Here is a 24,028-nt window from a genome sequence, read left to right as displayed (position 1 = left end):
GTGATCCAGGCCTTCGGACTGACCAGCAACCCCCGCAAGGACCTTCCGCCCGCCATCGACGACGTCTCGTTCGAGGCACGCGCGGGCCATGTCACCGCGCTGCTCGGAGCGTCGGGGGCGGGCAAGACGACGGCGCTCAGACTCATGCTCGAACTCCAACAGGGCCGTGGCCTCACCTACTTCAGAGGCCGCCCCCTGCACCGCATCGCCCACCCGTCACGCGAGGTCGGCGTGCTTCTGGGCGACGTACCGGGCCATCCGTCCCGCTCGCTCCGCGGCCACCTCCGCATGCTGTGCGCCGCAGCCGGCGTGCCAGGTCGCCGCGCCGACGAAGTGCTCGAAGTCGTCGGCCTGGTCAGCCTGCGCGACGAACGCCTCGGCACCCTCTCGCGCGGCATGGACCGCCGCCTCGGCCTGGCCTGCGCCCTGCTCTCCGACCCGCACACCCTTGTCCTCGACGACCCGGCCGACGGACTCTCCACCCGTGAGGCGCACTGGCTGCACGGCATGCTGCGCGCGCACGCGGAACAGGGCGGAACGGTCCTGCTGACCACGACCGACCCCAAGGAGGCCGCCCGTGCGGCCGACCGGGTCGTCACCCTGGAGCAGGGCAGGCTCGTCGCCGACCAGGAGGCCACGGAGTTCGCCCGCACCCGACTGCGCCCCCGAGTCGCCGTCCGCACCCCGCACGCCGCCCGCCTCGCCGCCCTCCTCGCCAAGGAAGCCCGCACCACGCAACGCTCCGTAGAGGTCGTCCGCGAGAGCGGCAACCGCCTCTCCGTCTACGGCAGCACCTGCGCCGACGTCGGCGAGACCGCGTTCCGTCACAGCGTCCTCGTACACCAACTCGCCGACGAGATCGGAGACATGGGCCCGGGATCGGACGCCGGCCCGTCGCCGCTGCCGCGGATCGCGGAGGTCCCGTACGGTGCCGACGAGTCAGCTGACGTTGACGAACTGCGCGAACCCGAGGCTGAACCGCAGCGTTCGTGCTCGGACGAGCCCAGGGGCCCGCAGACCACCCGGGCCAAGCCGAAGTCTCAGCCCACCGAGCCCGTCGAGCCCATCGGCCCTGCCAGCCCCACCGGTCCTGCCACCCCTATCGGTCCTGCCACGCCTACCGGCACCGTCGAACCCGCCACCACCCCGCGCCCGAATCCCCCGACACCGAAGGCGACCCTCGCGCGAACCCCAACCCCCCGCCCCACCCGAGCCCGCACCCTCGACGCCCTGTCCCCCCTCCCGCCCCCTATCTCGGTCCGCCCCGCCCCCAGCCCCCTCCGGCCCCTGCGCTACGAAATCCGTCGCGCCGCCGGAATCGGCACCGGGTTCCTCACCGGCGCCGCCGTGCTCGTCGTGTCCGCTCTCACCGCCGTACTCCTGGCACGGATCGGCCACACCCCGCAGTCGCGCCTGCTGGCCGCGTGGCCGAGGGAACTGCCGCTGCCGCCCGCCGCACTCGGTGCGGGACTGCTCGGCGCGCTGGCCTTCGGCGACGAGTTCCGCCACCCCGCCCTGGCGGCGGACCGCGGCACCGTGCCCCGCCGACTGGGGCTGCTCGCCGCGAAACTCCTCGTCGCCGCGGCCACCGCGCTGATGCTGGCCTTCCTCACGGTCGGCTGCGACGCCGAAGTGCTCTATCTCGTCTACGGACGGGAGCTCGCACAAGTTCCCGCCGACTGGCTGCCGCTGAGCGCGAGTTGGCTCGGGCTGGTGGTGGGCTGTTCCTGGGCCGGAGTGCTGGCCGCCGGGGTCTTCCGGTCCACGACTGCGGGACTCGCGGCGGTGGTCGCGGTGCCGGTCCTCGTCGTTCCGCTCGTACACAAGGCCTTGGAGGGACCGTCCGTGCGGACGGCGGCCGGACTTCCACTGCGGCTGCGCGAGGCGCTCCTGCTGCAGTGGCCGTTCGGTGGAGAGCGCTATCTGTCCGCCATGGCGCGCGTGGTCGGTCAACCCGTGGGCGGCGCACTCACGTTGTCGCTGACCGCGCTGCTCTGCGCGTATCTGCTCACGACCCTGCGCAGCAGGGTCCGATGACGACCGCCCGCGCTCTTCCGACACACCTTGCGCACAACTCCCCGGGGAAAGCCCATTTCTTTCCGATAAGGCGTCAATTGCGACGGGGTGAGCGATCACCCTTTCGTGTGCTTTTCACCAAAGACCTCAAGGGAGTTGGGGAGAGAGCCGACAAAGGATCCGTGAGTACCCTTGCGCACACCATGATGACCGCCGCCCGCTCCGCAGACTCCGGCCTCGCCGGCCCGGGCGAACTCGACCGCTACCCCTTTGCCGAGGCCCCTGTCGCCGACCGTGTCGGCACCTCCGTCTGGGACGGCGCGGACCACCAGGAGCTGGGCCGCGTGGGCCGGCGTGCCGCGGGCAGCCGCGGACGCGGGCTGCACGGCCAACTCGTCCAGCAGCTGGGGCAGATGATCGTCTCCGGCGACCTGGGCGCCGACCGCCCGCTGGTGCCCGAGGAGATCGGCCAGCGCTTCGAGGTCTCCCGTACCGTCGTCCGCGAGTCGCTCCGCGTCCTGGAGGCCAAGGGCCTGGTCAGTGCCCGGCCGAACGTCGGCACGCGCGTGCGTCCCGTCAGCGACTGGAACCTCCTCGACCCGGACATCATCGAGTGGCGGGCCTTCGGGCCGCAGCGCGACGACCAGCGCCGTGAGCTGAGCGAGCTGCGCTGGACGATCGAGCCGCTGGCCGCCCGCCTCGCCGCCGGGCACGGGCGCGAGGACGTCCAGCAGCGGCTCACCGACATGGTCGAGATCATGGGGCACGCGATGGCACAGGGTGACGCGCTGACGTTCTCCCGCGCGGACGCCGAATTCCACTCCCTGCTCATCCAGGTCTCCGGGAACCGCATGCTGGAGCACCTCTCCGGGATCGTGTCGGCCGCCCTGCAGGTCTCCGGCAATCCGGTCACGGGTTGTGACCGGCCGACCGAGGCGTCGCTGTCGTACCACGGCCGGATCGCCGACGCGCTCGCCACGGGCGACGGCGGAGGCGCCGAGGCGGCCATGCGTCAACTGCTGACCGTCCACCCCGAGGTGGAGCGCGTGGTGCCCGCGCCGCGCGAGCACTGACCGCGATCCGAGGGCGGCGCGGCCGGGGGATGCCTCCCCCTCCTGGGCATCGCTCGGCCGTCGAACCGTCTTCCGTCGGACCCCGCGCGATCCCCGGATCCCGCGGGGTCCGACGGTGCGACGAGGCCGCCCGAGAGCCGCGGACATCCCGGTCGGGGTCATACGTGACCTCCTCTGCCCGTGTCTGACCGTTTTTGAGTGCTTACGGGGTGTGACTCGGGCCACGCAGATTGGGCGTAACGCTCGCGGGAACAGCACGATGACCTAAGAGGTGACTGCCGAGGAGGGAATACGGACGCCGTTCCAGGCGCTGTGTATCTCCCCGGCCCCCGCCCGCGCCGTCGGCCCAATCCCCAAGCCGGCGGTCGGCACCTGTCCTCATGGACGGGGCCGGAAGCCGTTTTCCAACGTTCCGAGAGGTTGTTCGTGTCGGCCAGCACATCCCGTACGCTCCCGCCGGAGATCGCCGAGTCCGTCTCTGTCATGGCTCTCATTGAGCGGGGAAAGGCTGAGGGGCAGATCGCCGGCGACGATGTGCGTCGGGCCTTCGAAGCTGACCAGATTCCGGCCACTCAGTGGAAGAACGTACTGCGCAGCCTCAACCAGATCCTCGAGGAAGAGGGTGTGACGCTGATGGTCAGTGCCGCGGAGCCCAAGCGCACCCGAAAGAGCGTCGCAGCGAAGAGTCCGGCCAAGCGCACCGCCACCAAGACGGTCGCGGCGAAGACGGCGACCGCCAAGAAGGCCACCGCCACCGCCACGCCGGCGGCGCCCGTCGCGGACCCGTCCGTCGAGGACGACTCCGCCCCCAAGGCCGCTGCCAAGAAGGCGGCCGCCAAGAAGACCACGGCGGCCGCGAAGAAGACCGTCGCCAAGAAGGCAGCACCCGCGGCGGCGAAGAAGACCGGTGCCAAGAAGGACGACGCCGAGGTCACCGAAGAGGAAGCAGCCGAGGAGACCCCGAAGACCGGCGACGAGCCCGAGGGCGCCGAGAGCGCGGGCTTCGTGCTCTCCGACGAGGACGAGGACGACGCGCCGGCGCAGCAGGTCGCCGCCGCCGGTGCCACCGCCGACCCGGTCAAGGACTACCTCAAGCAGATCGGCAAGGTCCCGCTGCTCAACGCCGAGCAGGAGGTCGAGCTCGCCAAGCGCATCGAGGCCGGTCTGTTCGCCGAGGACAAGCTGGCCAACGCCGACAAGCTCGCCCCCAAGCTCAAGCGCGAGCTGGAGATCATCGCCGAGGACGGCCGCCGCGCCAAGAACCACCTCCTGGAGGCCAACCTCCGCCTGGTGGTCTCCCTGGCCAAGCGCTACACCGGCCGCGGCATGCTCTTCCTGGACCTCATCCAGGAGGGCAACCTCGGTCTGATCCGCGCGGTCGAGAAGTTCGACTACACCAAGGGCTACAAGTTCTCCACGTACGCCACCTGGTGGATCCGTCAGGCGATCACCCGCGCGATGGCCGACCAGGCCCGCACCATCCGTATCCCGGTGCACATGGTCGAGGTCATCAACAAGCTCGCGCGCGTGCAGCGCCAGATGCTCCAGGACCTGGGCCGCGAGCCCACCCCGGAGGAGCTGGCCAAGGAACTCGACATGACCCCCGAGAAGGTCATCGAGGTCCAGAAGTACGGCCGTGAGCCCATCTCCCTCCACACCCCTCTGGGCGAGGACGGCGACAGCGAGTTCGGCGACCTCATCGAGGACTCCGAGGCCGTCGTCCCGGCCGACGCCGTCAGCTTCACGCTCCTGCAGGAGCAGCTGCACTCCGTCCTGGACACCCTCTCGGAGCGCGAGGCAGGCGTCGTCTCCATGCGCTTCGGCCTCACCGACGGCCAGCCCAAGACCCTCGACGAGATCGGCAAGGTCTACGGCGTCACGCGTGAGCGCATCCGCCAGATCGAGTCCAAGACCATGTCGAAACTGCGCCACCCGTCGCGCTCGCAGGTGCTGCGCGACTACCTCGACTAGGTCGCGGTCGTACGACACCGAAGGCCCGGTTTCCCGTGAGGGAGCCGGGCCTTCTCGTGCTGTCGCGCGGGTGCGGCACGCCGCCAGCTGGATCACTCTGGGTGTCTCATGACCACCCCAGAGTGAGGAACGTGCATGCGCCGTCCTTTTGTCCGGGCCCTCGCCCGGCCGTTGGTCCTTGTGGCCGCGGCGACCGCAATACCACTGCTTTCGGCGGCCCGGGTGGCCGCCGACGACATCGTCGTAGGAGGTTTCCCGGTCGACGTGTCCGAGAGCCCGTGGACGGTGGCACTGTCCAGCCGTGACCGGTTCGGGGGTACCCGTGCGGGGCAGTTCTGCGGCGGAGTGGCGGTCGGTCCCACGACCGTGCTGACCGCGGCCCACTGCCTCGGTGACGACGTCCTCGGGGCGCCGCCGAACAGGGTGCGCGACCTCAAGGTCATCACGGGCCGTACGGACCTGCTGTCGAACCAGGGCCGCGAGATCGCGGTGCGCGACACCTGGGTGAATCCGGACTACGACAGCGGCAGCAATGCGGGGGACTTCGCCGTACTCACCCTCGTCGAGTCCGTTCCCCGGAGTTCGGTGGTCGGGATGGCGGCCGCCGGTGATCCTGCCTACGCGCCGGGGACGAGCGCCGTCGTCTACGGGTGGGGTGATCTCACGGGCGGTGGCGACTACGCGCGCAGTCTGCGTGCCGCGCGCGTGCACGTGCTGCCTGACGCTCAGTGCGAGCGGGCGTATCCGGGCAGCGCCGACGGGGCCTACGCCGCCGACAGCATGCTGTGCGCCGGTGAGACGGCGGGCGGCCGGGATGCCTGTCAGGGGGACAGCGGAGGGCCGCTCGTCGCCCAGGGGAAGCTCATCGGGCTGGTGTCCTGGGGGAGCGGCTGCGGCCGTGCGGGCAGTCCTGGCGTCTACACGCGTGTATCCGCCGCCGTACGGGCCGTGGAAGGGGTTGGAGGGGGCGCCGGGCCAGCGGGCCCGGAGCGGGCCGCTGACGGCGGCTGAGAGCTTTCCCGCCTACGAGCGCGGGCGGCGCGGCCCCTGTGGAAGGGGCCACGCCGCCCGTAGACCGGCCTGGACCGGAGCTGGCTCGTCGTTGACGCGAGTTGTCAGCGCTCTTCTTCGTTGGAGGTTGCCGGCACGGTCGTCAGCCGCTCCGTCTCGTCCTGTATCTCAGCGGCGATCTTCTTGAGTTCCGGCTCGAACTTGCGTCCGTGGTGGGCGCAGAAGAGCAGTTCACCGCCGCTGAGCAGGACCACGCGCACGTACGCCTGGGCACCGCAGCGGTCGCAGCGGTCAGCGGCCGTCAGCGGGCTCGCGGGGGTCAGAACAGTAGTCACGTCGCCTCTTCTCTAGCTCGACGAGCTGTCGTACCAGGGTCAACATCCAACCAGCCCCAAAACGTTCCCGCTCGGGGCTTTCCCTCGAAAAAATCTTTCGAGGCCGGCTGTCTGCTGCCGGTTGGCGGCGAATGTGCCGTATTGCGTGTCTGTGTGTCTTACGGGTTCGCACGGTCTGTCAATGTCTGTCCTCCCGGCTGGGTTGCCGGTTGTTCTTGAGGACGTGCCCGGAGCCTAAATGGTTCATGCCCCGAAGGGAACGTGATATGTACTTCACTCCATCGAGGGATCGAACACTCATGCGACTCTGGACTAGTGTGAACTCAGACGAGGGTGGCGTTACAACGGCTCTACCAGGCCTGGGTACCCTCTTGGCGGCGACCGAAGCCGCGCCCTTACCCCAAAGGGCCCCACTTGAAATTCAGCGAGGAGCGAACCGCGTGACCGCCGAGACGTCCGTGCCGTCCACAGCGCTGCTGGCAGGAGCAGACCGGGACGGTTCCAACTACACCGCGCGGCACCTGCTCGTCCTCGAAGGACTCGAGGCCGTGCGCAAGCGCCCGGGCATGTACATCGGCTCCACCGACAGCCGCGGTCTGCTGCACTGTCTGTGGGAGATCATCGACAACGCGGTGGACGAGGCCCTCGGGGGCTACGGCGACCACATCGACGTGATCCTCCACGACGACGGCTCCGTCGAGGTGCGGGACAACGGCCGGGGCATCCCGGTCGACGTCGAGCCCAAGACCGGTCTGTCCGGCATCGAGGTCGTCATGACCAAGCTGCACGCCGGCGGCAAGTTCGGCGGTGGCTCCTACGCCGCCTCCGGCGGTCTGCACGGCGTCGGTGCATCCGTGGTGAACGCGCTGTCCGCCCGCCTGGACGTGGAGGTGGACCGCAGCGGCCACACCCACGCCATCAGCTTCCGGCGCGGTGTGCCCGGCGCGTTCGCCGGGAACGGCCCCGATGCCAAGTTCGAGGCCGCGAGCGGCCTGCGCAAGACCAAGAAGGTCCCCAAGAACCGCACCGGCACGCGCGTGCGCTACTGGGCCGACCGGCAGATCTTCCTCAAGGACGCCAAGGTCTCCCTGGACACGCTGCACCAGCGCGCCCGCCAGACCGCCTTCCTGGTGCCCGGCCTGACCATCGTCGTCCGTGACGAACTCGGTCTCGGCGAGGGTGGCAGCAAGGGCGAGGAGTCCTTCCGCTTCGACGGCGGAATCAGCGAGTTCTGCGAGTACCTGGCCACCGACAAGCCCGTCAACGACGTCCTGCGCCTCACCGGCCAGGGCACCTTCAAGGAGACCGTCCCGGTCCTCGACGACCACGGCCAGATGACGCCCACCGAGGTCACGCGCGAGCTCGCCGTGGACATCGCGCTGCGCTGGGGGACCGGCTACGACACCACGCTCAGGTCGTTCGTCAACATCATCGCCACGCCCAAGGGCGGCACCCACGTCGCGGGCTTCGAGCAGGCGATCACGAAGACGATGAACGAGGTGCTGCGCGTCAAGAAGCTGCTGCGCGTGGCCGAGGACGACATCGTCAAGGACGACGCCCTCGAAGGTCTCACCGCCGTCGTCACGGTCCGACTCGCCGAGCCGCAGTTCGAGGGCCAGACCAAGGAGGTCCTGGGCACCTCGGCGGCCCGCCGGATCGTGACCAACGTCGTCTCCAAGGAGCTCAGGGACTTCCTGACCTCCACCAAGCGCGACGCGGCCGCACAGGCCCGGGTCGTCATGGAGAAGGCGGTCGCCGCGGCACGCACGCGTATCGCGGCCCGGCAGCACAAGGACGCGCAGCGCCGCAAGACGGCTCTGGAGTCCTCGTCCCTGCCCGCGAAGCTGGCGGACTGCCGCAGCGACGACGTGGACCGCAGCGAGCTGTTCATCGTCGAGGGAGACTCCGCGCTCGGCACCGCGAAGCTCGCCCGGAACTCCGAGTTCCAGGCGCTGCTGCCGATCCGCGGCAAGATCCTCAACGTCCAGAAGTCGTCCGTGACCGACATGCTCAAGAACGCCGAGTGCGGCGCGATCATCCAGGTCATAGGAGCCGGCTCGGGTCGTACCTTCGACATCGACGCGGCCCGCTACGGCAAGATCATCATGATGACCGACGCCGATGTGGACGGCTCCCACATCCGCACCCTGCTGCTGACGCTCTTCCACCGCTACATGCGCCCCATGGTCGAGGCGGGCCGGGTCTTCGCCGCGGTGCCGCCGCTGCACCGCATCGAGCTCGTTCAGCCGAAGAAGGGCCAGGACAAATACGTCTACACCTACTCGGACCGCGAGCTGCGCGACAAGCTCCTTGAGTTCCAGAGCAAGGGCGTCCGGCACAAGGACTCCATCCAGCGCTACAAGGGTCTCGGTGAGATGGACGCCGACCAGCTGGCCGAGACGACGATGGACCCCCGCCACCGCACCCTGCGCCGGATCAACCTCTCCGACCTGGACTCCGCCGAGACGGTCTTCGACCTGCTCATGGGCAATGACGTAGCCCCGCGCAAGGAGTTCATCTCCAGCTCGGCGGCGACGTTGGACCGCTCCCGCATCGACGCGTAGTCGCTGCGCTGGGCTTTGGCGGGGGAGCGGGTTGGCGTCGCGCCGGTGAGTGAGTGAGTGGGGCGGGGTCGGATCGGCGGGGTGGGGTGACTCGGTGTCACCTCACCCTGGCCAGGGTCGACGGCGGCTGTGGCCAGGGCCAGGGTGTCTGGCGTGGCCGAGGCGCCATCGTTGACGAGCGGCGCTGCTGCCGCGTAGGGCTCCGACGCCCGGCCAGCTGGTCCGGGTTGCAGCGGTGCCAGCGGGGGCGCACCTGCAACCGTGCCTCGCGGCCTCGCGGTGCCGGGGCGCAGGGGTACTCCACCCGTGGGTGGAGTCGGCCCGTGTCGAGGATCCACCTGTGATCCACCCCCGCTCCGATCTGCCGGCCCGTGAATTTCCGTAGCTTCGAAGACGTCGGCGGCGCTCGCTGCCGGAATCGTCTTCTCGCACACGGAGGCTCTGATGTCCGGGCTGGTCAACGCGCTGGTGATCGCGGCCGTCGTTTGTCTCGTGATCGTGCGGCAGTTCCGCGCGCAGCAGGTCGGCACCGGGAGGCGCTGGTGGCTGGTGCCCGTGGTGCTGGCCGTCGTGGCGTTGCGCGAACCCGGCATAGTCGACGCCCACCACCGCACGGAATCGGTCGCCCTGCTCTCCGTCGAACTGCTCGTGGGCCTAGCCATGGGAGCCGGCTGGGCCTGGACCACCCGCATATGGGCGGAGCCGGACGGTGTCGTGTGGAGCAAGAGCACCAAGGCGAGCGTGACCGTCTGGGTCGTCGGCATCGCCCTGCGCGTGGGACTCTTCGCGCTCGGCGCCGCCCTCGGCGTGCACCAGGACAGCTCCGCCCTGCTCCTCGCCCTCGCGGGCACCCTCCTGGTCCGCTCCGGGATTCTGGTCTGGCGGGCCCAGTCGTTCGCCCCGACCGCAGGTGTGGCCACGGCGTACGGTGACCACCTGGCCCGGCCCGCGCGGAAGGAGCGCGTGTGACGCGGAACGCCTGGACAAGCTGGCCCTCGCCGGAGGCTCTCGGGCGCAACGGGCTCTCCCGGCCCCGGCGGGTGCTCGCCTGGGTCGTGCGGGGCCTCGTCCTCAGCGTTCTGCTCTGGGGAGCGTTCACCAGCACCCGCGTGCACGGCTGGGACGTGCTCGTGGGCGTCGGGGTCGTGATCGTCGCGGCGGCGCTGGCCTGGACCGTGTACCGGACCACGTTCGCGCACCGGTTGTGGCCGTCGCTGGCGTCGCTCGCGCTGCTGGAGGGGCTCGCCTTCGTCGGCCAGGCCGCGGGGTTCCAGACGCTCGGCCTTGTCCTGTGGTGCGGCTGCGCGGTCACCGCGCTGGAGCGGCTGCCCCTGATGGCGGGAGTGCCCGCAGCCGGGTCGGCGCTCGTCCTCTACGGGATCGTCAACAACGACAACCTGCTGACGACGGCCGTCACAGGCGTCGGTCTCGGCCTCGCCGGCTACACCTTGCGGTTGGACGCCGAGGCCCGGGGCAACGCCCAGCGACTGCTGGCCCAGGAGCGGGCCGCCCGGGCGGCGGAGGCCGAGTCGGCGGCGCTGGGGGAGCGGGCCCGGATCGCGCGGGAGATCCACGACGTACTGGCGCACAGCCTCTCGGCGCAGATGGTGCACTTGGAGGCGGCGCGGCTGATGATCGAGCGGGGAGCCGACCGGGAGCAGATCCTCGACCGGGTGGTGGCCGCCCGGGGCATGGCCCGTGACGGTCTCGACGAGACAAGGCAGGCGCTCTCCGCGCTGCGCGGCGAAATGACACCGCTGGAGGACTTCCTGGGACAGCTCGTCGAGGTGACGGCCGGAGCCGAGGTCACCATTACGGGTGAGCGCAGGCGACTCCCTGCCGAGGCCTCGCAGGCGGTACGCAGGGTCGCGCAGGAGGCGCTGACGAACGTCCGCAAGCACGCGCCGGGGGCCAAGGTGCGGGTCCGGCTCGACTACGGGGCGCACCAAGTGACGCTGGACGTGAAGGACTTCGGCGGTTCGCCGGGCGAACTCGCGGGCGCGGGTGGCGGGTACGGTCTCCTGGGCATGCGCGAGCGTGCCGAGCTGCTGGGGGGCTCGCTGCGGGCGGAGCCGGACGAGGAGGGGTTCGTGGTGACGCTGAAGGTGCCCGTATGACGGAAGGGGCGGAGAAGCGGACCGCGCGGGTGGTGGTGGCGGACGACCAGACCGTCGTCCGTGAGGGCATCGTGATGCTGCTGGGCCTGCTGCCGGGGATCGAGGTCGTCGGCGCCGCGGGGGACGGGGACGAGGCGGTGAAGCTCGTCGGCGAACTCGCCCCGGACGTGGTGCTGATGGACCTGCGCATGCCGCGCTGCGACGGGGTCGAGGCGACCCGGCGTATCCGTGCCGAGTACCCCGGGACGCAGGTCGTGGTGCTGACGACGTTCGGGGACGACGAGTCCCTGTTCCCGGCGCTCCGGGCGGGAGCGCGCGGCTATCTCACCAAGGACGCCGGAGGCGACGAGATCGTCCGGGCGGTGCACAACGTGCTGTCCGGGGACGCGGGACTGTCGCCGAGCATCCAACGCCGGCTGCTCGAACGGCTCTCCGAGCCCGAGCCGCAGCCGACCGCGCCGACGGACGAGCCGCCGGACGGGCTCACCGCGCGGGAGACCGAGGTGCTGGTGCTGATCGCGGACGGCCTCAGCAACCAGGAGATCGCCCGCCGGCTGCATGTGTCCACGGCGACCGTGAAGACCCACATCAACAACCTCTTCGCCAAGACGGGGCTCAAGGACCGCGCCCAGGCGGTGCGTTACGCGTACGGCAAGGGGCTTGTGCGGCCACCAGCGGGTTAGGGTCTGTCATTTCGGATCAGCTCGGTGTCACGCACGCTGCACCGGGCCTCGCAGCCGACCTGATCAGAAAGACAAGCCCTGGTCACCTGATGGGGTGAAGCGGGTGGCGAAGAAGAGTCGGGGATCTTCCCGTTCTGTCCATGCTTGGGCATGCAGTCAAGCAACGGTCGTCCCCGCGGAGGCGGGGGTGGTCCCGAGAGTTCGGCCGGGCACCACGAGGGCAGTGCCCCGGCACCAGCGCCCGAAGGGGTGAGGTACGACGACCCGTGGTACGACGCGCTGGCCTCCGGCTGGGGTGAGTCGGCCGGTGTCGGTGCGCCGGAGCCGGTGCCCGTCCCCGCGGTCGCGGCGCAGCGCAGGACGGGCGCGGGGGAGCGGATCGCCGCGGCCGACGTCTACCTAGAGGTGCAGCGCAGCGCGGCCTTCCAGGAGGTGCGCAGCCGGTACCGGAGGTTCGTGGTGCCGGGCTTCGCCGCCTTCTTCGCCTGGTACGTGGGGTACGTGGTGACCGCGACGACCGCGCCGGGGCTGATGGCGCGGCCGGTGGCGGGAGCGGTGAACGTGGCGATGGTCGCGGGGCTCGGACAGTTCCTGACCACCTTCCTGCTCGCCTGGGCCTACGCCCGCCACGCGCGGCTGCGCAGGGACCGTGCCGCGCTCGAACTGCGCTGGGACACCCAGGAACTGACCCGCGGCATCCGGGGTGGTAGGTCGTGACGGGCAATCACCAGACGTTGGCGTTGCTCCTGTTCAGCGCGTTCGTCGCCGTCACGCTGGCGATCACCACGTGGGTGAGCCGCAACCGGCGTGGTTCGGCTGAGGAGTTCTACGCGGGCGGGCGCCTGTTCTCGCCCATGGAAAATGGTTTTGCCATCGCGGGCGACTACATGTCGGCCGCCTCCTTCCTGGGAGTCACGGGGCTCATCGCGCTGTTCGGCTACGACGGGCTGCTGTACGTGGTCGGCTTCCTCGTTGCCTGGCTGGTGGTGCTGTTCCTCGTCGCCGAACTGGTGCGCAACTGCGGGCGTTTCACGCTCGCGGACGTCATCGCGGCACGGATGAGCGAGCGGCCGGTCCGGATCGCGTCGGGAACTTCCTCGGTCACCGTGTCCGTTCTTTACCTGGTGGCGCAGATGGTGGGCGCGGGCAGCCTGGTCTCGCTGCTGCTCGGTGGGACGAGCGTGGCGGCGCGGGCCTGGACCGTGATCGGTGTCGGCGCGCTGATGGTGATCTATGTGTCGTTGGGAGGGATGCGGGCCACCACCTGGATCCAGATCGTCAAGGCGGTTCTGCTGCTCAGCGGTACGGTCGCGCTGACCGTGCTGGTCCTGGTGCGGTTCCACGGCGACTTCGACCAACTGCTGCTGACGGCGGCCGAGCGCAGCGGGCACGGGAACGCGTTCCTGGTACCGGGGTTGAAGTACGGCGGGGACTGGACCGCCCGCCTCGACTTCATCAGCCTGGGCCTCGCCCTGGTGCTGGGCACGGCAGGCCTGCCGCACATCCTGTCCCGCTTCTACACCGTGCCGACGGCCAAGGCGGCCCGGCGTTCGGTGCTCTGGGCGATCGGGCTCATCGGCGGCTTCTACCTGATGACGATCGTCCTCGGCTTCGGTGCCGCCGCGATCGTGGGACCGGAGGCGGTCCGCGGGTCGAACGCGGCCGGGAACACGGCGGTTCCGCTGCTCGCCCTCGACCTGGGCGGCGGCTCCGACTCCACTGGCGGAACGGTTCTCTTCGCGATCGTGGCCGCCATCGCCTTCGCCACGATCCTCGCGGTGGTCGCCGGCATCACGCTCGCCTCCTCCGCGTCCGTGGCCCACGACCTGTACGCGTCCCTGCGGCACAAGCACGCCAAGCCGCACAGCGAGGTGGCCGTGGCACGGATCGCCGCGGCCGGCATCGGCGTCGTGGCGATCGCCCTCGGCCTGCTCGCCCGCGACCTGAACGTCGCCTTCCTGGTGGGCCTCGCCTTCGCCGTCGCCGCCTCCGCGAACCTCCCGGTGCTGCTCTACTCGCTGTTCTGGCGTGGCTTCACCACGCGCGGCGCCGTGTGGGCCGTATACGGCGGTCTCGTCCCGTCACTGCTGCTCGTGCTGCTGTCCCCGGTGGTGTCCGGCAGCCCCGAATCCCTGTTCCCCGGCGTCGACTTCCAGTACTTCCCTCTGGAGAACCCCGGCCTGGTCTCGATCCCGCTGGGCTTCCTCGCGGGCTGGCTCGGCACGGTCACCTCGGCCGAGGTCCCGGACGAGGCCAAGCACGCGGAGACCGAGGTGCGCTCGCTGACGGGCGCGGGGGCCGTGTAGCTACGGCGCCACCCACGCGTACAGATGCTCCGGGCGCCCCGTGTCGCCGTACTTGAGGGTGAGGCGGAGGCGGCCGGCCTGTTCGAGGTGGCGGAGGTAGCGCTGGGCGGTGGAGCGGCTCAGGCCGGTCTCGGCGGCGACCTCGTGCGCCGACAGGGGACGGTCGGCGTGGTGGAGGACGCGGCAGATCAGGTCGGTCGTCGGTTCCGAGTGGCCGCTGGGCAGACCGGGCGAGGAGGGCACCGGCGCGGTGCGCAGGGCGCCGAAGATGCGGTCGACCTGCTCCTGCCCTGCGACGCCCCGCCCGCCCACGCGGTCGACGGTGCGGCGCAGGGCGGCGTACGAGTCCAGGCGGGTGCGCAGGGCGGCGAAGGTGAACGGCTTGACCAGATAGTGCAGGGCGCCCAGGCGCATCGCGGCCTGCACGGTCGTCACGTCGCCGGCGGCGGTGATCATGATGACGTCGGTGCCGTGGCCCTGTTCCCGCATGCGGTGGACGAGTTCGAGGCCCGTCTGGTCGGGGAGGTAGTGGTCGAGAAGGACCAGGTCGATGGTCCCCCGCTGCACGGTGGCCAGCGCCTGGGCGGCACTGTGTGCGCGGGCGGCGACCCGGAAACCGGGAACCTTTCCCACGTACTTGGCGTTGATCTCGGCAACGCGGAAGTCGTCGTCCACGACCAGGACGTCAATCATCGGGCCTCTTTCTGTCAAGGCCAGGCGGGCGTTAAGCCCATGTTTCGGCTCCGCTGTTGTAGCGCGAGCAAAACGAGCACAACAGGCCACAGGAAGCAAAAGAACGGCATGTGCCCACAAGGCTGATGCTGTGGTCCGCGCCACACCTACCCTCCCGGGCCATGAGCCCAGACACCAGCCCCGCCATCGAACTGCGGGGCGCGAGCAAGACGTTCCGGACCCCTTCAGGGGGACTGCACACGGCCGTCAACGGCCTCGATCTCACGGTCGGGCGTGGCGAGTTCGTGGCGGTCGTCGGCCCCACGGGCTGCGGTAAGTCGACCACGTTGACCCTGGTCAGCGGGTTGGAAGAACCCAGTGAAGGCGAGGTCCTGGTCGCCGGGGAGCCGGTGCGCGGCGTCGGTGACAAGGTCGGCTTCGTCTTCCAGCAGGACGCCACCTTCCCCTGGCGCACGGTCCTCTCAAACGTCATGGCGGGCCCGCGCTTTCGCGGGGTACCCAAGGCGGAGGCGAAGGAGAAGGCCCGTGAGTGGCTGGCCCGGGTCGGGCTCACCGCGTTCGAGGACCGCTATCCCCACCAGCTCTCCGGCGGTATGCGCAAGCGGGTCGCGCTCGCCGCGACCTTCGTCAACGACCCCGAGATCCTGCTGATGGACGAGCCCTTCTCGGCGCTCGACGTGCAGACCAGGGCCCTGATGTCGGACGAACTGTTGGAGCTGTGGGAGGGCACCCGCGCCTCCGTCGTCTTCGTCACCCACGACCTGGAGGAGTCCATCGCGCTGGCCGACAAGGTCGTCGTGATGACCGCCGGACCCGCCACCGTCAAGCAGGTCTACGACATCGACCTGCCGCGCCCGCGCAAGGTCGAGTCGGTACGTCTGGAGTCGCGGTTCATCGAGATCTACCGCGAGATCTGGGAGTCCCTCGGCGAAGAGGTCCGCATCACCCGCGAGAGGGGTGCCGCTCATGTCGCCTGACATTCTCAGCACGCCGGTGGTCGACACGGTGAAGACGCCGCCCGACCGCGCGCACTCACGCGCGCGTGCCGCCCGTAGACGCAAGATCGTCGTCGCGGTCTTCCGGGCGCTGCTCCTGGTCGCCGTCCTCGGTCTGTGGGAGCTGCTCTCCCGGACCAAGGCCATCGATCCCTTCAACTTCTCGATGCCCTCGAAGATCTGGGACCAGATCTACACCTGGCTGACCCACGGCACCGCACTCGGCTCCCTGGGCGAACAGATCTGGTACACGCTCTACGAGGCACTGCTCGGCTGGGTCATCGGTGTGGCCGCCGGTGTCGTGTGCGGTATCGCGCTGGGGCGGATCACCTTCCTCGCCGATGTCCTTGGTCCATACATCAAGGTGCTCAACTCGATCCCCAGGATCGTCCTGGCGCCCATCTTCGTGATCTGGTTCGGCCTCGGCCCCGCCTCTAAGGTCGCCTCCGCCGTCGTCCTGGTGTTCTTCCCGGTGTTCTTCAACGCCTTCCAGGGCGCCCGAGAGGTCGACCGCAACCTGGTCGCCAACGCCCGGATCCTCGGCGCGAGCGACCGCAGGGTGACGCTTCAGGTCGTCATCCCGTCGGCGACCTCCTGGATCTTCACCAGCCTCCATGTGAGCTTCGGCTTCGCCCTGATCGGCGCCATCGTCGGCGAGTACATCGGCGCCACCAAGGGCATCGGCCTGCTCGTCGCGCAGTCGCAGGGCACCTTCAACGCGGCCGGTGTGTACGCCGCGATGGTCATCCTCGCCGTCGTCGCCCTCGTCGCCGAAGGACTGCTCACCTTCGCCGAGCGCCGCATCTTCCGCTGGAAGCCGACGGGCTCCGACAGCTGACCCCGCGGCCCGCCCCGCAGCACGCCTCTCCCCGCACCGCCCTCTCACAAGGACGTGAACCCTCATGCGCACAACCGCCAGATACGCCGCCCTGGCCGCCGCCGGCCTGCTCGCCCTCTCCTCCCTCACCGCCTGCGCCGACGACGCCTCCAGCACCGCCTCCACCGGCTCCGGGAGCAAAGGCGACGGCAAGGGTACGAAGGTCAAGATCATGGTCGGCGGCCTCGACAAGGTCATCTACCTGCCCGCGATGCTCACCCAGCGGCTCGGCTACTTCGACGCCGAGGGCCTCGACGTGGAACTGCTGAGCGAGCCCGCCGGCGTACAGGCCGAGACCGCGCTCGTCTCCGGCCAGGTCCAGGGGGCCGTCGGCTTCTACGACCACACCCTCGACCTGCAGACCAAGGGCAAGGCCGTCGAGTCCGTCGTGCAGTTCTCGCAGGCGCCCGGCGAGGTGGAGATCGTCTCCAACAAGGCGGCGGGGGACATCACTTCGCCCAAGGACTTCAAGGGGAAGAAGCTCGGCGTCACCGGCCTCGGATCCTCGACCGACTTCCTCACCAAGTACCTCGCCGTCAAGAACGGTGTGAAGGTCAGCGACTTCACCCCGGTCGCCGTCGGCGCGGGACCGACCTTCATCGCGGCGCTCCAACAGGGCTCCATCGACGCCGGTATGACGACCGACCCGACCGTCGCCACGATCCTGGACAAGAAGGCCGGCAAGGTCCTCCTCGACATGCGGACGCCCGAGGGGTCCCAGGAGGCGCTCGGCGGTCCGTACCCGTCGTCAAGTCTGTACATGCAGACGGACTGGGTGAATGGACACAAGGACACGGTCCAGAAGATGGTCAATGCATTCGTCAAGACGCTCAAGTGGATGTCCACACACAGCGCTTCGCAGATCGCCGACAAGATGCCCGCCGACTACTCGCAGGGCAACAGCGTCCTGTACGCCAAGTCCATCCAGAGCACGCTGCCCATGTTCACCAAGGACGGCGTGATGCCCGAGAACGGCCCGGAGACCGTCGAGAAGGTCCTCAAGGCGTTCAACCCGAACATCAAGAACACCAAAGTGGATCTCGCAAAGACATTCACCACGGAGTTCGTGGAGAAGGCCACGGGCTGACATCCGTATGTAAGGGGGGCACGGTCCCTTCCCCCGCCCCCACCCGACCGTGCCCTAGGCGCGGGCCGCCCACACGTAACGGTGTTCCGGGCGGCCCGCGTCGCCGTACTTGAGCGTGAGCCGGGCCCGTCCGGTGCGCTCCAGGAGCTTCAGATAGCGCTGGGCGGTCTGCCGGCTCACCCCGGTCCGGTCGGCGATCTCCTGGGCGGACAGCGGCCCTTCGGCGTTCATCAGGGAGCGGCGTACCAGCTCCGCCGTGGTGGGGGAGTGCCCTTTGGGCAGCCCCGGCTCCGAAGGGGCCGACAGCACACCGAAGATGCGGTCCACCTCGGCCTGTTCCGCCTCGCCGCCGCCGTCGAGCGTGCGGCGCAGCTCCGCGTAGGCCTCCAGCTTGGCGCGCAGGCCCGCGAAGGCGAACGGCTTGACCAGGTACTGCAGTGCGCCGTGCCGCATGGCGGCCTGCACGGTCGACACGTCCCGGGCCGCCGTCACCATGATCACGTCGGTCTGGTGGCCGCGCCGGCGCATCTCCTGGACGACCGCCAGACCCGTCTCGTCGGGCAGGTAGTGGTCCATGAGGACCAGGTCCAGCCGAGGCAGCGCCTCCAGCTGACGCAGTGCCTCGGCCGCGCTGTGCGCCTCGCCGGCGACGCGGAAGCCCGGCACCTTCTCGACGTAGGCGGCGTTGACCTGCGCGACCCTGGTGTCGTCGTCCACGACCAGGACATCGATCATCGCGACTCCTCCTCGGCGGACGTGTCCGCGGTTGCGGTCAGGGCCGGTTCCGGCTCGGCCAGCGCCTCCGGCAGGACGACGGTGAACTCCGCGCCGCCGCCGTCCGCCGCGCCCACCGTCGCACTCCCGCCCTGCCGTTCGGCGAGCCTGCGCACCATGGAGAGCCCGATCCCGCGCCTGCGGTGCGCGGGCGGCTCCTTCGTCGACCACCCGTCGGTGAAGATCAACTCGTGGTTCTCGGTGGGGATCCCGGGCCCCGTGTCGCGCACCCGGAGCACGGCCGTACGTCCTTCCGCGCGCAACTCGACCTCCACGCGCGCGTGCGGAGTGCCCGCGACGGCGTCGAGCGCGTTGTCCACCAGGTTGCCGACGATCGTGACCAGGCCCCTGGGGTCGACCAGTCGGTCTGGCAGCCGGGTCCGGTCGGACACCCACAGGGCGACGCCCCGCTCGGCCGCGACGGTCGCCTTGCCGACCAACAGAGCGGCGAGCAGCGGGTCCTGGATCTTCTCGGTGACCTGCTCGGCGGTGGTCCGGTGGTCGCCGACCACCTCTCCGACGAACTCCACGGCGTCGTCGAACATCTCCAGTTCGAGCAGCCCCAGGAGCGTGTGCATGCGGTTGGCGTGTTCGTGGTCCTGGGCGCGCAGGGCGTCGATCAGACCGAGCGTCGAGTCGAGCTCCCGGCCGAGCTGCTCCAGCTCGGTGCGGTCGCGCAGGGTGGCGACGGCGCCGCCGTCGTCGGTGGGCATCCGGTTGGCGACCAGGACGCGCTGGCCGCGCACGGTGAGCAGGTCGGTGCCGGTCACCCGGCCGGCCAGGATGTCGGCCGTACGCCCGCTGCCGAGGGCCTCGTCGGGGGGCCGGCCGACGGCCTGGGCGTCGATGCCCAGGAGGCGGTGCGCCTCGTCGTTGAGGAGCCGTATGCGGCCGGTGCGATCCAGCGCGACGACGCCCTCCCGGATGCCGTGGAGCATTGCCTCGCGCTCCGCCAGCAGTCCCGAGATGTCGGAGAAGGCCAGGTCGCGGGTCTGCCGCTGGACTCGCCGGGAGACCAGCCACGCGGCCAGCGCGCCGACGGCCAGGGCGCCGCCGGCGTAGGCGAGCAGCCCCGGTATGGCGCTGAGCAGCCGGGCGCGCACGCTGTCGTAGGCGATGCCCACCGAGACCGCCCCGATGATCCTGCCGTCGGCGTCGCGCAGTGGCACCTTGCCGCGGGCCGAGCGGCCCAGGGTGCCGCTGTCGATCTCCATGACCTGCTGACCGGCCAGCGCCTGGCTGGGGTCGGTCGAGACGGTCCTGCCGATCTGCTTCGTGTCCGTGTGCGACCAGCGCACCCAACGCCAGTCCAGCACCACGATGTACTCGGCGTTGGTGGCCTTGCGGATCCGCTCCGCCTCCGTCTGGACCGGCCCGTCGACAGTGGGGGCGGTGTTCTGGATGTCCTCCGCGATCTGCGGCTGCTCCGCGGTCGTCTGCGCGATGGCCAGCGCGCGGTGCATCGCCTCGTTGTCGAGCTGGTCGCTCAGCGGCGCGAGAAACAGCCCGGTCGCGAGCACCGCGACCCCCGCGGCGATCGCCACCTGCATCAGCAGCACCTGCGAGAACACCCGCTTCGGCAGACCGAGGCGCAGGCGTCGTGCGGGGGGCGTGGGGCTCATACCCACGACGGTACGTGGACGTGCGGGAACTGCCGTAGGGGGTGTGGTGTGGATCTCTTGATCAATACGTACGGCGACCGACTCGTCTGTACGGGACCGGCTCGCGTCCGCTACCGCCTCAACCCTTTACCGCCTCAACCCGCGAGCGCCGACGCCGTCATCTCGCGCACCGCCACCACGTCCATCCGCGCGGGTGAGCCGAGAACCGACGTGCCGCAGGTCTCCGGACGCGGCGGCAGGGACGCGCCCTGGGCCACCACGACCCGCCAGTGCCGCCCGTCCGTGTGCGCGACGGTCACCTCCCAGCGCGGTGCCGCGCCGTCGGTCCCCACGACGCTCAGCACATCCGCCGCGTACTCGTGCGCGGCCCTGCGCACGGCCAGCTCGGCAGCCTGACCGGGCCGTTCCCACGCGGAGCACCCGCGGCACCCTTCCGCGACGATCCGCCCTTCCTGGGCGCTGTGCAGGATCTCCTTGACGGCATGGGCCTCGGCGCGGCCGTACGCGTACCCGTACGGCAGGACGAGCAGCGTCGGCGAGAAGCGATGACCACCCAGATGGGTGACCTCCCAGACGCCCTCCACCCCGGAGGCGGCGAGCTCGGCCGCGAGCGGACGGCCGAGCAGGGCGCAGCAACGGTCGCGCTTGCCGTTGGTGCAGACGAGCGCGAGCGGATCACCCTCGTGGGGCCGGGCATCGAGCACCGAGTCGAAGGTGCCGTGCTCACCCCGGCCGAGCGCGCCGAAGTCGAGGTCCAGCAGCTCCCGCGGATCGCAGGTCGTGGCGGCGTGCAGCCAGGTGCCGCCGGGCACGGTGTGGGCCGCGTACACCTGCCGCTCCGAGGGCGTGCCGCAGTCGGCGTGCCGTCCGGGGCGGCGGATGAGCGCGATGCGTACGCCCGTGCCCTGGGCGGCCGCTTCCAGGGCGCGGCCCAGTGCCGGATCCAGGTGGCTCGATGTGAGCGCCTTGGCGCCCCACGGGCCGGGCTGTTCCAGCAGCAGCCAGGTGCTCGCGGTCGCGGCGGTGCCCGAAATGGGCTCGTCGAGATTCCGGGAGACTGTTGAGCACGTACTCACAGAGGTGAGCCTAACCTGACTTGAGCCAGGGCGACTTCCGGCCCGCCCGTGGGCTACTCCGGCAGTGGCTGGGGCGGTTTCGGACCGACGTAGTGGCCGCTCGGGCGCATGCGCAGCGGGCGTTCGCCGTACTCCTCCAGGGCGTGCGCGATCCAGCCCGCCGTGCGGGCCACGGCGAAGATCGTCTCGCCTGCCGTGGCGGGCATTCCGGCGGACGCGGTGAGCACGGCGAGGGCTAGGTCGACGTTGGCGTGCAGCGGGGTGTGGCGGGCGGTGACGGTCACGATGTCGCGGGCCGCGGCGAGGGCGGGCGCGGCCTTGGGGATGTCCTCCAGAAGGCCGAACAGGATACGCGCGCGTGGGTCCTCACCGGGGTAGAGCCGGTGCCCGAGTCCCGGGATGCGGCGGCCGGCCCGCAGCTCGTCGGCGATCACGGGAGCCGCGTCGCCCTGGTCGAGCACGTCAAGGAGCAGCCGGTGGGCGAGCCCGCTGGCCGCTCCGTGCAGGGGGCCTTCGAGCACGCCGAGCCCGGCGGAGACGGCCGCGTAGGCGTGCGCGCGGGCCGACGCGGCGACCCGCACGGCGAGGGTCGAGGCGGCGAGGTCGTGGTCGACGAGCAGGGCGAGCGCGGTGTCCAGCGCGCGCAGGGAGGCCTCGTCGGGGTCCCGCCCGCTGAGCCGTGCCCACAGACGGTCGGCCAACGGGCCCGTGTCGCGGTGGCCGCGGCGGGCCGGGGGGAGGGCGGTGACGAGCGTCGGGATGAGGGTGCGCGCGGTGCCCAGCACGGCGTCCTCGGAGAGATCGAAGCGCAGCGGGTCCGCGGTCGCGGCGGCGATCGCCGCGACCCTCAACCGGTCGGTGGGGCCCGCGTGTTCGGGCAGCGCGTCGACGGCACGGCGGGCCACGGCGACGGAGGCGTCGGGCGCGGCGAACTCGACGCCGGGGCGCAGTCGGCCCGTCCACAGCCACTCCGCGACCTCTTCGTAGGAGTACCGCGTGGCCATCCGGGTGGCATCGACGCCCCGGAAGTAGTACCGGTCGGCCTCGATCAGCGTGATGCGCGTCCGGACGGACAGCTCGCTCCCGGAGGCCGAACTCCCGGCGCTCTCCCGTCTGTTGCGCCGTGCGAGCGCCTCCACCTCCTTGACGTCGAAGGTGCTGCCCCGGCCGCCGGGCACGCGTCGGCTGCTGAGCTGACCGCGGCTCACGTACGCGTACACGGTCTCGGACTTCACGCCCAGCAGTTCGGCGGCTTCCTTGGTGGTCAGCCGCCGCTCGGCGGGACCGGCGGCGGGCTCTTGATCGCGCATGGGGTCACCGTATCGGCACAAGGACGCATGGATTGGTTACGTTGACTGAATCAATATTGACAGGAATTCAGTCAAGCATGGACAGTCGAATCAAGTCCAGGGAGGAATCATGTCCGTCAACAGGTCAGCAGCCACCCCCGTCGCCCCCATCACCCCCGTCAAGCCCATCAACGTGCCCAGGGGACTCGCCGGCGTCGTCGTCACCGACACCGAGATCGGGGACGTCCGGGGGCTCGAAGGCTTCTACCACTACCGCCAGTACTCGGCCGTCGACCTCGCGGGAACCCGCGGCTTCGAGGACGTCTGGCACCTCCTCGTGCACGGCGAACTCCCCGACGAGGCAAGGCGATCCGCCTTCGCCGCCGAGACCGCGGCCCTGCGCCGGCTCCCGGACGAGGTGCGCACGGCCCTGCCCGCCATCGCGGCGGCGAGCGGCGGGTCCGGTCCGCTGGCCGGCATGCGCACCGCGCTCTCCCTGCTCGGCGCGGCGAAGGGCTTCCGGCCGGTATACGACATCGACGCGGACGAACGCCGTCGGGACACCGTCGTCGCCGCGGCGGCCGTACCGACGCTGCTCACGGCGCTGCACCGGCTGGGCCGGGGTCTCGACCCGGTGGAGCCGCGCGACGACCTTCCCTACGCGGCCAACTACCTCTACATGCTGACGGGTTCGGAGCCGGACCCGAAGCGGGCCAGGGCGATCGAGCAATACTTGATCTCAACCATTGATCACGGCTTCAACGCATCAACCTTCACGGCGCGGGTCATCGCGTCGACGGGCGCGGACGTGGCCGCGTGTCTCGTGGGGGCTGTAGGGGCGCTCTCCGGACCGCTCCACGGCGGCGCGCCCAGTCGCGCGCTGGACACCCTGGACGCGATCGGCACCCCCGACCGCATCGACGCCTGGATCCGCGAACGCGTCCTCGCCGGCGACCGCATCATGGGCTTCGGGCACCCCGTCTACCGCACCGAGGACCCCCGTTCGCGCATGCTCCGCGAGGTGGCCGAGAGCTTCGGCGGTCCACGGGTCGAGTTCGCCGTACAGGTCGAACGGCAGGTCGAGGCGATCCTCGCCGAGCTCAAGCCAGGCCGTGAGCTCCACACCAACGTCGAGTTCTACGCGGGCGTGGTCATGGAACTCTGCGGCCTGCCCCGCGAGATGTTCACCCCGACGTTCGCGGCGGCCCGTGTAGTGGGCTGGGGCGCGAACATTCTGGAACAGGCGGCGGACTCGAAGATCATCAGGCCGGTGGCGCGGTATGTGGGGCCGGGGGCGCCGGTGGCGGTACCGGCGATGGTCTGATCGGTGCGGCGGCATTCCTCGGCAATGGGCGTCCCGAGGGGGAGGGGCTGTCCTGCGAGGAGAGCTGTCCTGGGCCCCGAGCCCCCTCGGTCAAGGAGGTGGTGGAAATTTCACTCACTCGCAGAGGGATATAGGTCCCACCACATGCGCCGGAGTGGATATCTTGGCCTGGCCCGCTCCGGGCGCTCCGGCGAACACCCTTGCGCGCGGAGAGC

20 protein-coding genes are annotated in these 24,028 nt (G+C 70.4%); 14 read left to right on the top strand and 6 right to left on the bottom strand.

Annotation, left to right across the window (positions count from 1 at the left end):
• The 4 genes from M2283_RS30865 to M2283_RS30850 all read left to right on the top strand — a co-directional run bounded on the left by M2283_RS30865 (position 1) and on the right by M2283_RS30850 (position 6,071).
• Complete coding sequence (locus M2283_RS30865; RefSeq protein WP_280879719.1) at positions 1 to 2,037, top strand: ABC transporter ATP-binding protein; 2,037 nt, start codon at positions 1 to 3, stop codon at positions 2,035 to 2,037.
• 161 nt (positions 2,038 to 2,198) lie between these two features.
• Positions 2,199 to 3,089, top strand: a complete 891-nt coding sequence (locus tag M2283_RS30860; RefSeq protein ID WP_280879718.1) for a FadR/GntR family transcriptional regulator — start codon at positions 2,199 to 2,201, stop codon at positions 3,087 to 3,089.
• A gap of 426 nt (positions 3,090 to 3,515) precedes the next feature.
• Positions 3,516 to 5,060 carry an RNA polymerase sigma factor gene (locus M2283_RS30855; protein ID WP_280879717.1) on the top strand — a complete coding sequence of 515 codons (1,545 nt, stop codon included), beginning with the start codon at positions 3,516 to 3,518 and terminating at the stop codon, positions 5,058 to 5,060.
• 135 nt (positions 5,061 to 5,195) lie between these two features.
• Entirely contained in the window at positions 5,196 to 6,071 is an 876-nt protein-coding gene (locus M2283_RS30850) for a serine protease (RefSeq protein WP_280879716.1), read from the top strand.
• A gap of 104 nt (positions 6,072 to 6,175) precedes the next feature.
• Here M2283_RS30850 and M2283_RS30845 read toward each other — a convergent pair whose 3' ends face one another.
• Positions 6,176 to 6,406 (bottom strand): DUF7455 domain-containing protein, encoded by a 231-nt coding sequence (locus tag M2283_RS30845; protein WP_280879715.1) that lies wholly within the window; start codon positions 6,404 to 6,406, stop codon positions 6,176 to 6,178.
• Between the two features lie 440 nt (positions 6,407 to 6,846).
• On the opposite strand from M2283_RS30845, the gene M2283_RS30840 reads away from it, so the two are divergent.
• The 6 genes from M2283_RS30840 to M2283_RS30815 all read left to right on the top strand — a co-directional run bounded on the left by M2283_RS30840 (position 6,847) and on the right by M2283_RS30815 (position 14,076).
• Entirely contained in the window at positions 6,847 to 8,970 is a 2,124-nt protein-coding gene (locus M2283_RS30840; RefSeq protein WP_280879714.1) for a DNA gyrase/topoisomerase IV subunit B, read from the top strand.
• 444 nt (positions 8,971 to 9,414) lie between these two features.
• Complete coding sequence (locus tag M2283_RS30835; protein WP_280879713.1) at positions 9,415 to 9,939, top strand: CcdC protein domain-containing protein; 525 nt, start codon at positions 9,415 to 9,417, stop codon at positions 9,937 to 9,939.
• Positions 9,936 to 11,087, top strand: coding sequence for a sensor histidine kinase (locus tag M2283_RS30830; RefSeq protein ID WP_280879712.1), 1,152 nt, complete (start codon positions 9,936 to 9,938; stop codon positions 11,085 to 11,087). Before M2283_RS30835 ends, M2283_RS30830 begins: the two co-directional genes overlap by 4 nt.
• The gene (locus M2283_RS30825; RefSeq protein WP_280879711.1) at positions 11,084 to 11,770 is read left to right on the top strand and encodes a response regulator transcription factor; all 687 of its coding nucleotides are present in this window, start codon (positions 11,084 to 11,086) and stop codon (positions 11,768 to 11,770) included. The genes M2283_RS30830 and M2283_RS30825 overlap by 4 nt, the downstream gene beginning before the upstream one ends.
• Before the next feature lie 150 nt (positions 11,771 to 11,920).
• Complete coding sequence (locus M2283_RS30820) at positions 11,921 to 12,487, top strand: DUF485 domain-containing protein (RefSeq protein WP_280879710.1); 567 nt, start codon at positions 11,921 to 11,923, stop codon at positions 12,485 to 12,487.
• The gene (locus M2283_RS30815; RefSeq protein ID WP_280879709.1) at positions 12,484 to 14,076 is read left to right on the top strand and encodes a solute symporter family protein; all 1,593 of its coding nucleotides are present in this window, start codon (positions 12,484 to 12,486) and stop codon (positions 14,074 to 14,076) included. Before M2283_RS30820 ends, M2283_RS30815 begins: the two co-directional genes overlap by 4 nt.
• On the opposite strand, the gene M2283_RS30810 is transcribed toward M2283_RS30815, so the two are convergent.
• Complete coding sequence (locus tag M2283_RS30810; RefSeq protein WP_280879708.1) at positions 14,077 to 14,769, bottom strand: response regulator; 693 nt, start codon at positions 14,767 to 14,769, stop codon at positions 14,077 to 14,079. It abuts the gene before it with no gap.
• Between the two features lie 161 nt (positions 14,770 to 14,930).
• Here M2283_RS30810 and M2283_RS30805 point away from each other — a divergent pair, with 161 nt between their 5' ends.
• From M2283_RS30805 to M2283_RS30795, 3 genes are all read left to right on the top strand, one after another.
• Entirely contained in the window at positions 14,931 to 15,746 is an 816-nt protein-coding gene (locus M2283_RS30805) for an ABC transporter ATP-binding protein (protein WP_280879707.1), read from the top strand.
• Positions 15,736 to 16,602, top strand: coding sequence for an ABC transporter permease (locus tag M2283_RS30800; protein ID WP_280879706.1), 867 nt, complete (start codon positions 15,736 to 15,738; stop codon positions 16,600 to 16,602). Before M2283_RS30805 ends, M2283_RS30800 begins: the two co-directional genes overlap by 11 nt.
• A 64-nt stretch (positions 16,603 to 16,666) precedes the next feature.
• A complete protein-coding gene (locus M2283_RS30795) occupies positions 16,667 to 17,728 on the top strand; it encodes an ABC transporter substrate-binding protein (RefSeq protein WP_280879705.1) in 1,062 nt (353 codons plus the stop codon).
• Positions 17,729 to 17,782: 54 nt separating this feature from the next.
• Here the strand turns inward: M2283_RS30795 and M2283_RS30790 are convergent, their stop codons facing one another.
• The 4 genes from M2283_RS30790 to M2283_RS30775 form a co-directional block, all read right to left on the bottom strand.
• A complete protein-coding gene (locus M2283_RS30790) occupies positions 17,783 to 18,463 on the bottom strand; it encodes a response regulator (protein WP_280879704.1) in 681 nt (226 codons plus the stop codon).
• Positions 18,460 to 20,124: a sensor histidine kinase gene (locus M2283_RS30785; RefSeq protein WP_280879703.1), complete on the bottom strand. Its 1,665-nt coding sequence runs from the start codon at positions 20,122 to 20,124 to the stop codon at positions 18,460 to 18,462. The genes M2283_RS30790 and M2283_RS30785 overlap by 4 nt, the downstream gene beginning before the upstream one ends.
• Before the next feature lie 134 nt (positions 20,125 to 20,258).
• Positions 20,259 to 21,200 (bottom strand): sucrase ferredoxin, encoded by a 942-nt coding sequence (locus M2283_RS30780; protein ID WP_280879702.1) that lies wholly within the window; start codon positions 21,198 to 21,200, stop codon positions 20,259 to 20,261.
• A gap of 53 nt (positions 21,201 to 21,253) precedes the next feature.
• Positions 21,254 to 22,510 (bottom strand): citrate synthase, encoded by a 1,257-nt coding sequence (locus tag M2283_RS30775; RefSeq protein ID WP_280879701.1) that lies wholly within the window; start codon positions 22,508 to 22,510, stop codon positions 21,254 to 21,256.
• A 109-nt stretch (positions 22,511 to 22,619) separates the two neighbouring features.
• On the opposite strand from M2283_RS30775, the gene M2283_RS30770 reads away from it, so the two are divergent.
• The gene (locus M2283_RS30770; protein ID WP_280879700.1) at positions 22,620 to 23,813 is read left to right on the top strand and encodes a citrate synthase/methylcitrate synthase; all 1,194 of its coding nucleotides are present in this window, start codon (positions 22,620 to 22,622) and stop codon (positions 23,811 to 23,813) included.
• Positions 23,814 to 24,028: the final 215 nt, after the last annotated feature.

It is taken from the genome of Streptomyces pseudovenezuelae (genome assembly GCF_029892565.1).
GTDB lineage: Bacteria > Actinomycetota > Actinomycetes > Streptomycetales > Streptomycetaceae > Streptomyces > Streptomyces pseudovenezuelae_A.
This window is presented reverse-complemented; position numbering and strand designations above follow the sequence as displayed.

Bases quoted from the DNA above. Each gene is read 5' to 3' on its own strand.
- M2283_RS30775 (WP_280879701.1), bottom strand. From the start codon at position 22,510: ATGCGCGATCAAGAGCCCGCCGCCGGTCCCGCCGAGCGGCGGCTGACC.
- M2283_RS30850 (WP_280879716.1), top strand. From the start codon at position 5,196: ATGCGCCGTCCTTTTGTCCGGGCCCTCGCCCGGCCGTTGGTCCTTGTG.
- M2283_RS30785 (WP_280879703.1), bottom strand. From the start codon at position 20,124: ATGAGCCCCACGCCCCCCGCACGACGCCTGCGCCTCGGTCTGCCGAAG.
- M2283_RS30800 (WP_280879706.1), top strand. From the start codon at position 15,736: ATGTCGCCTGACATTCTCAGCACGCCGGTGGTCGACACGGTGAAGACG.
- M2283_RS30805 (WP_280879707.1), top strand. From the start codon at position 14,931: ATGAGCCCAGACACCAGCCCCGCCATCGAACTGCGGGGCGCGAGCAAG.
- M2283_RS30820 (WP_280879710.1), top strand. From the start codon at position 11,921: ATGCAGTCAAGCAACGGTCGTCCCCGCGGAGGCGGGGGTGGTCCCGAG.
- M2283_RS30810 (WP_280879708.1), bottom strand. From the start codon at position 14,769: ATGATTGACGTCCTGGTCGTGGACGACGACTTCCGCGTTGCCGAGATC.
- M2283_RS30770 (WP_280879700.1), top strand. From the start codon at position 22,620: ATGTCCGTCAACAGGTCAGCAGCCACCCCCGTCGCCCCCATCACCCCC.
- M2283_RS30835 (WP_280879713.1), top strand. From the start codon at position 9,415: ATGTCCGGGCTGGTCAACGCGCTGGTGATCGCGGCCGTCGTTTGTCTC.
- M2283_RS30795 (WP_280879705.1), top strand. From the start codon at position 16,667: ATGCGCACAACCGCCAGATACGCCGCCCTGGCCGCCGCCGGCCTGCTC.
- M2283_RS30790 (WP_280879704.1), bottom strand. From the start codon at position 18,463: ATGATCGATGTCCTGGTCGTGGACGACGACACCAGGGTCGCGCAGGTC.
- M2283_RS30825 (WP_280879711.1), top strand. From the start codon at position 11,084: ATGACGGAAGGGGCGGAGAAGCGGACCGCGCGGGTGGTGGTGGCGGAC.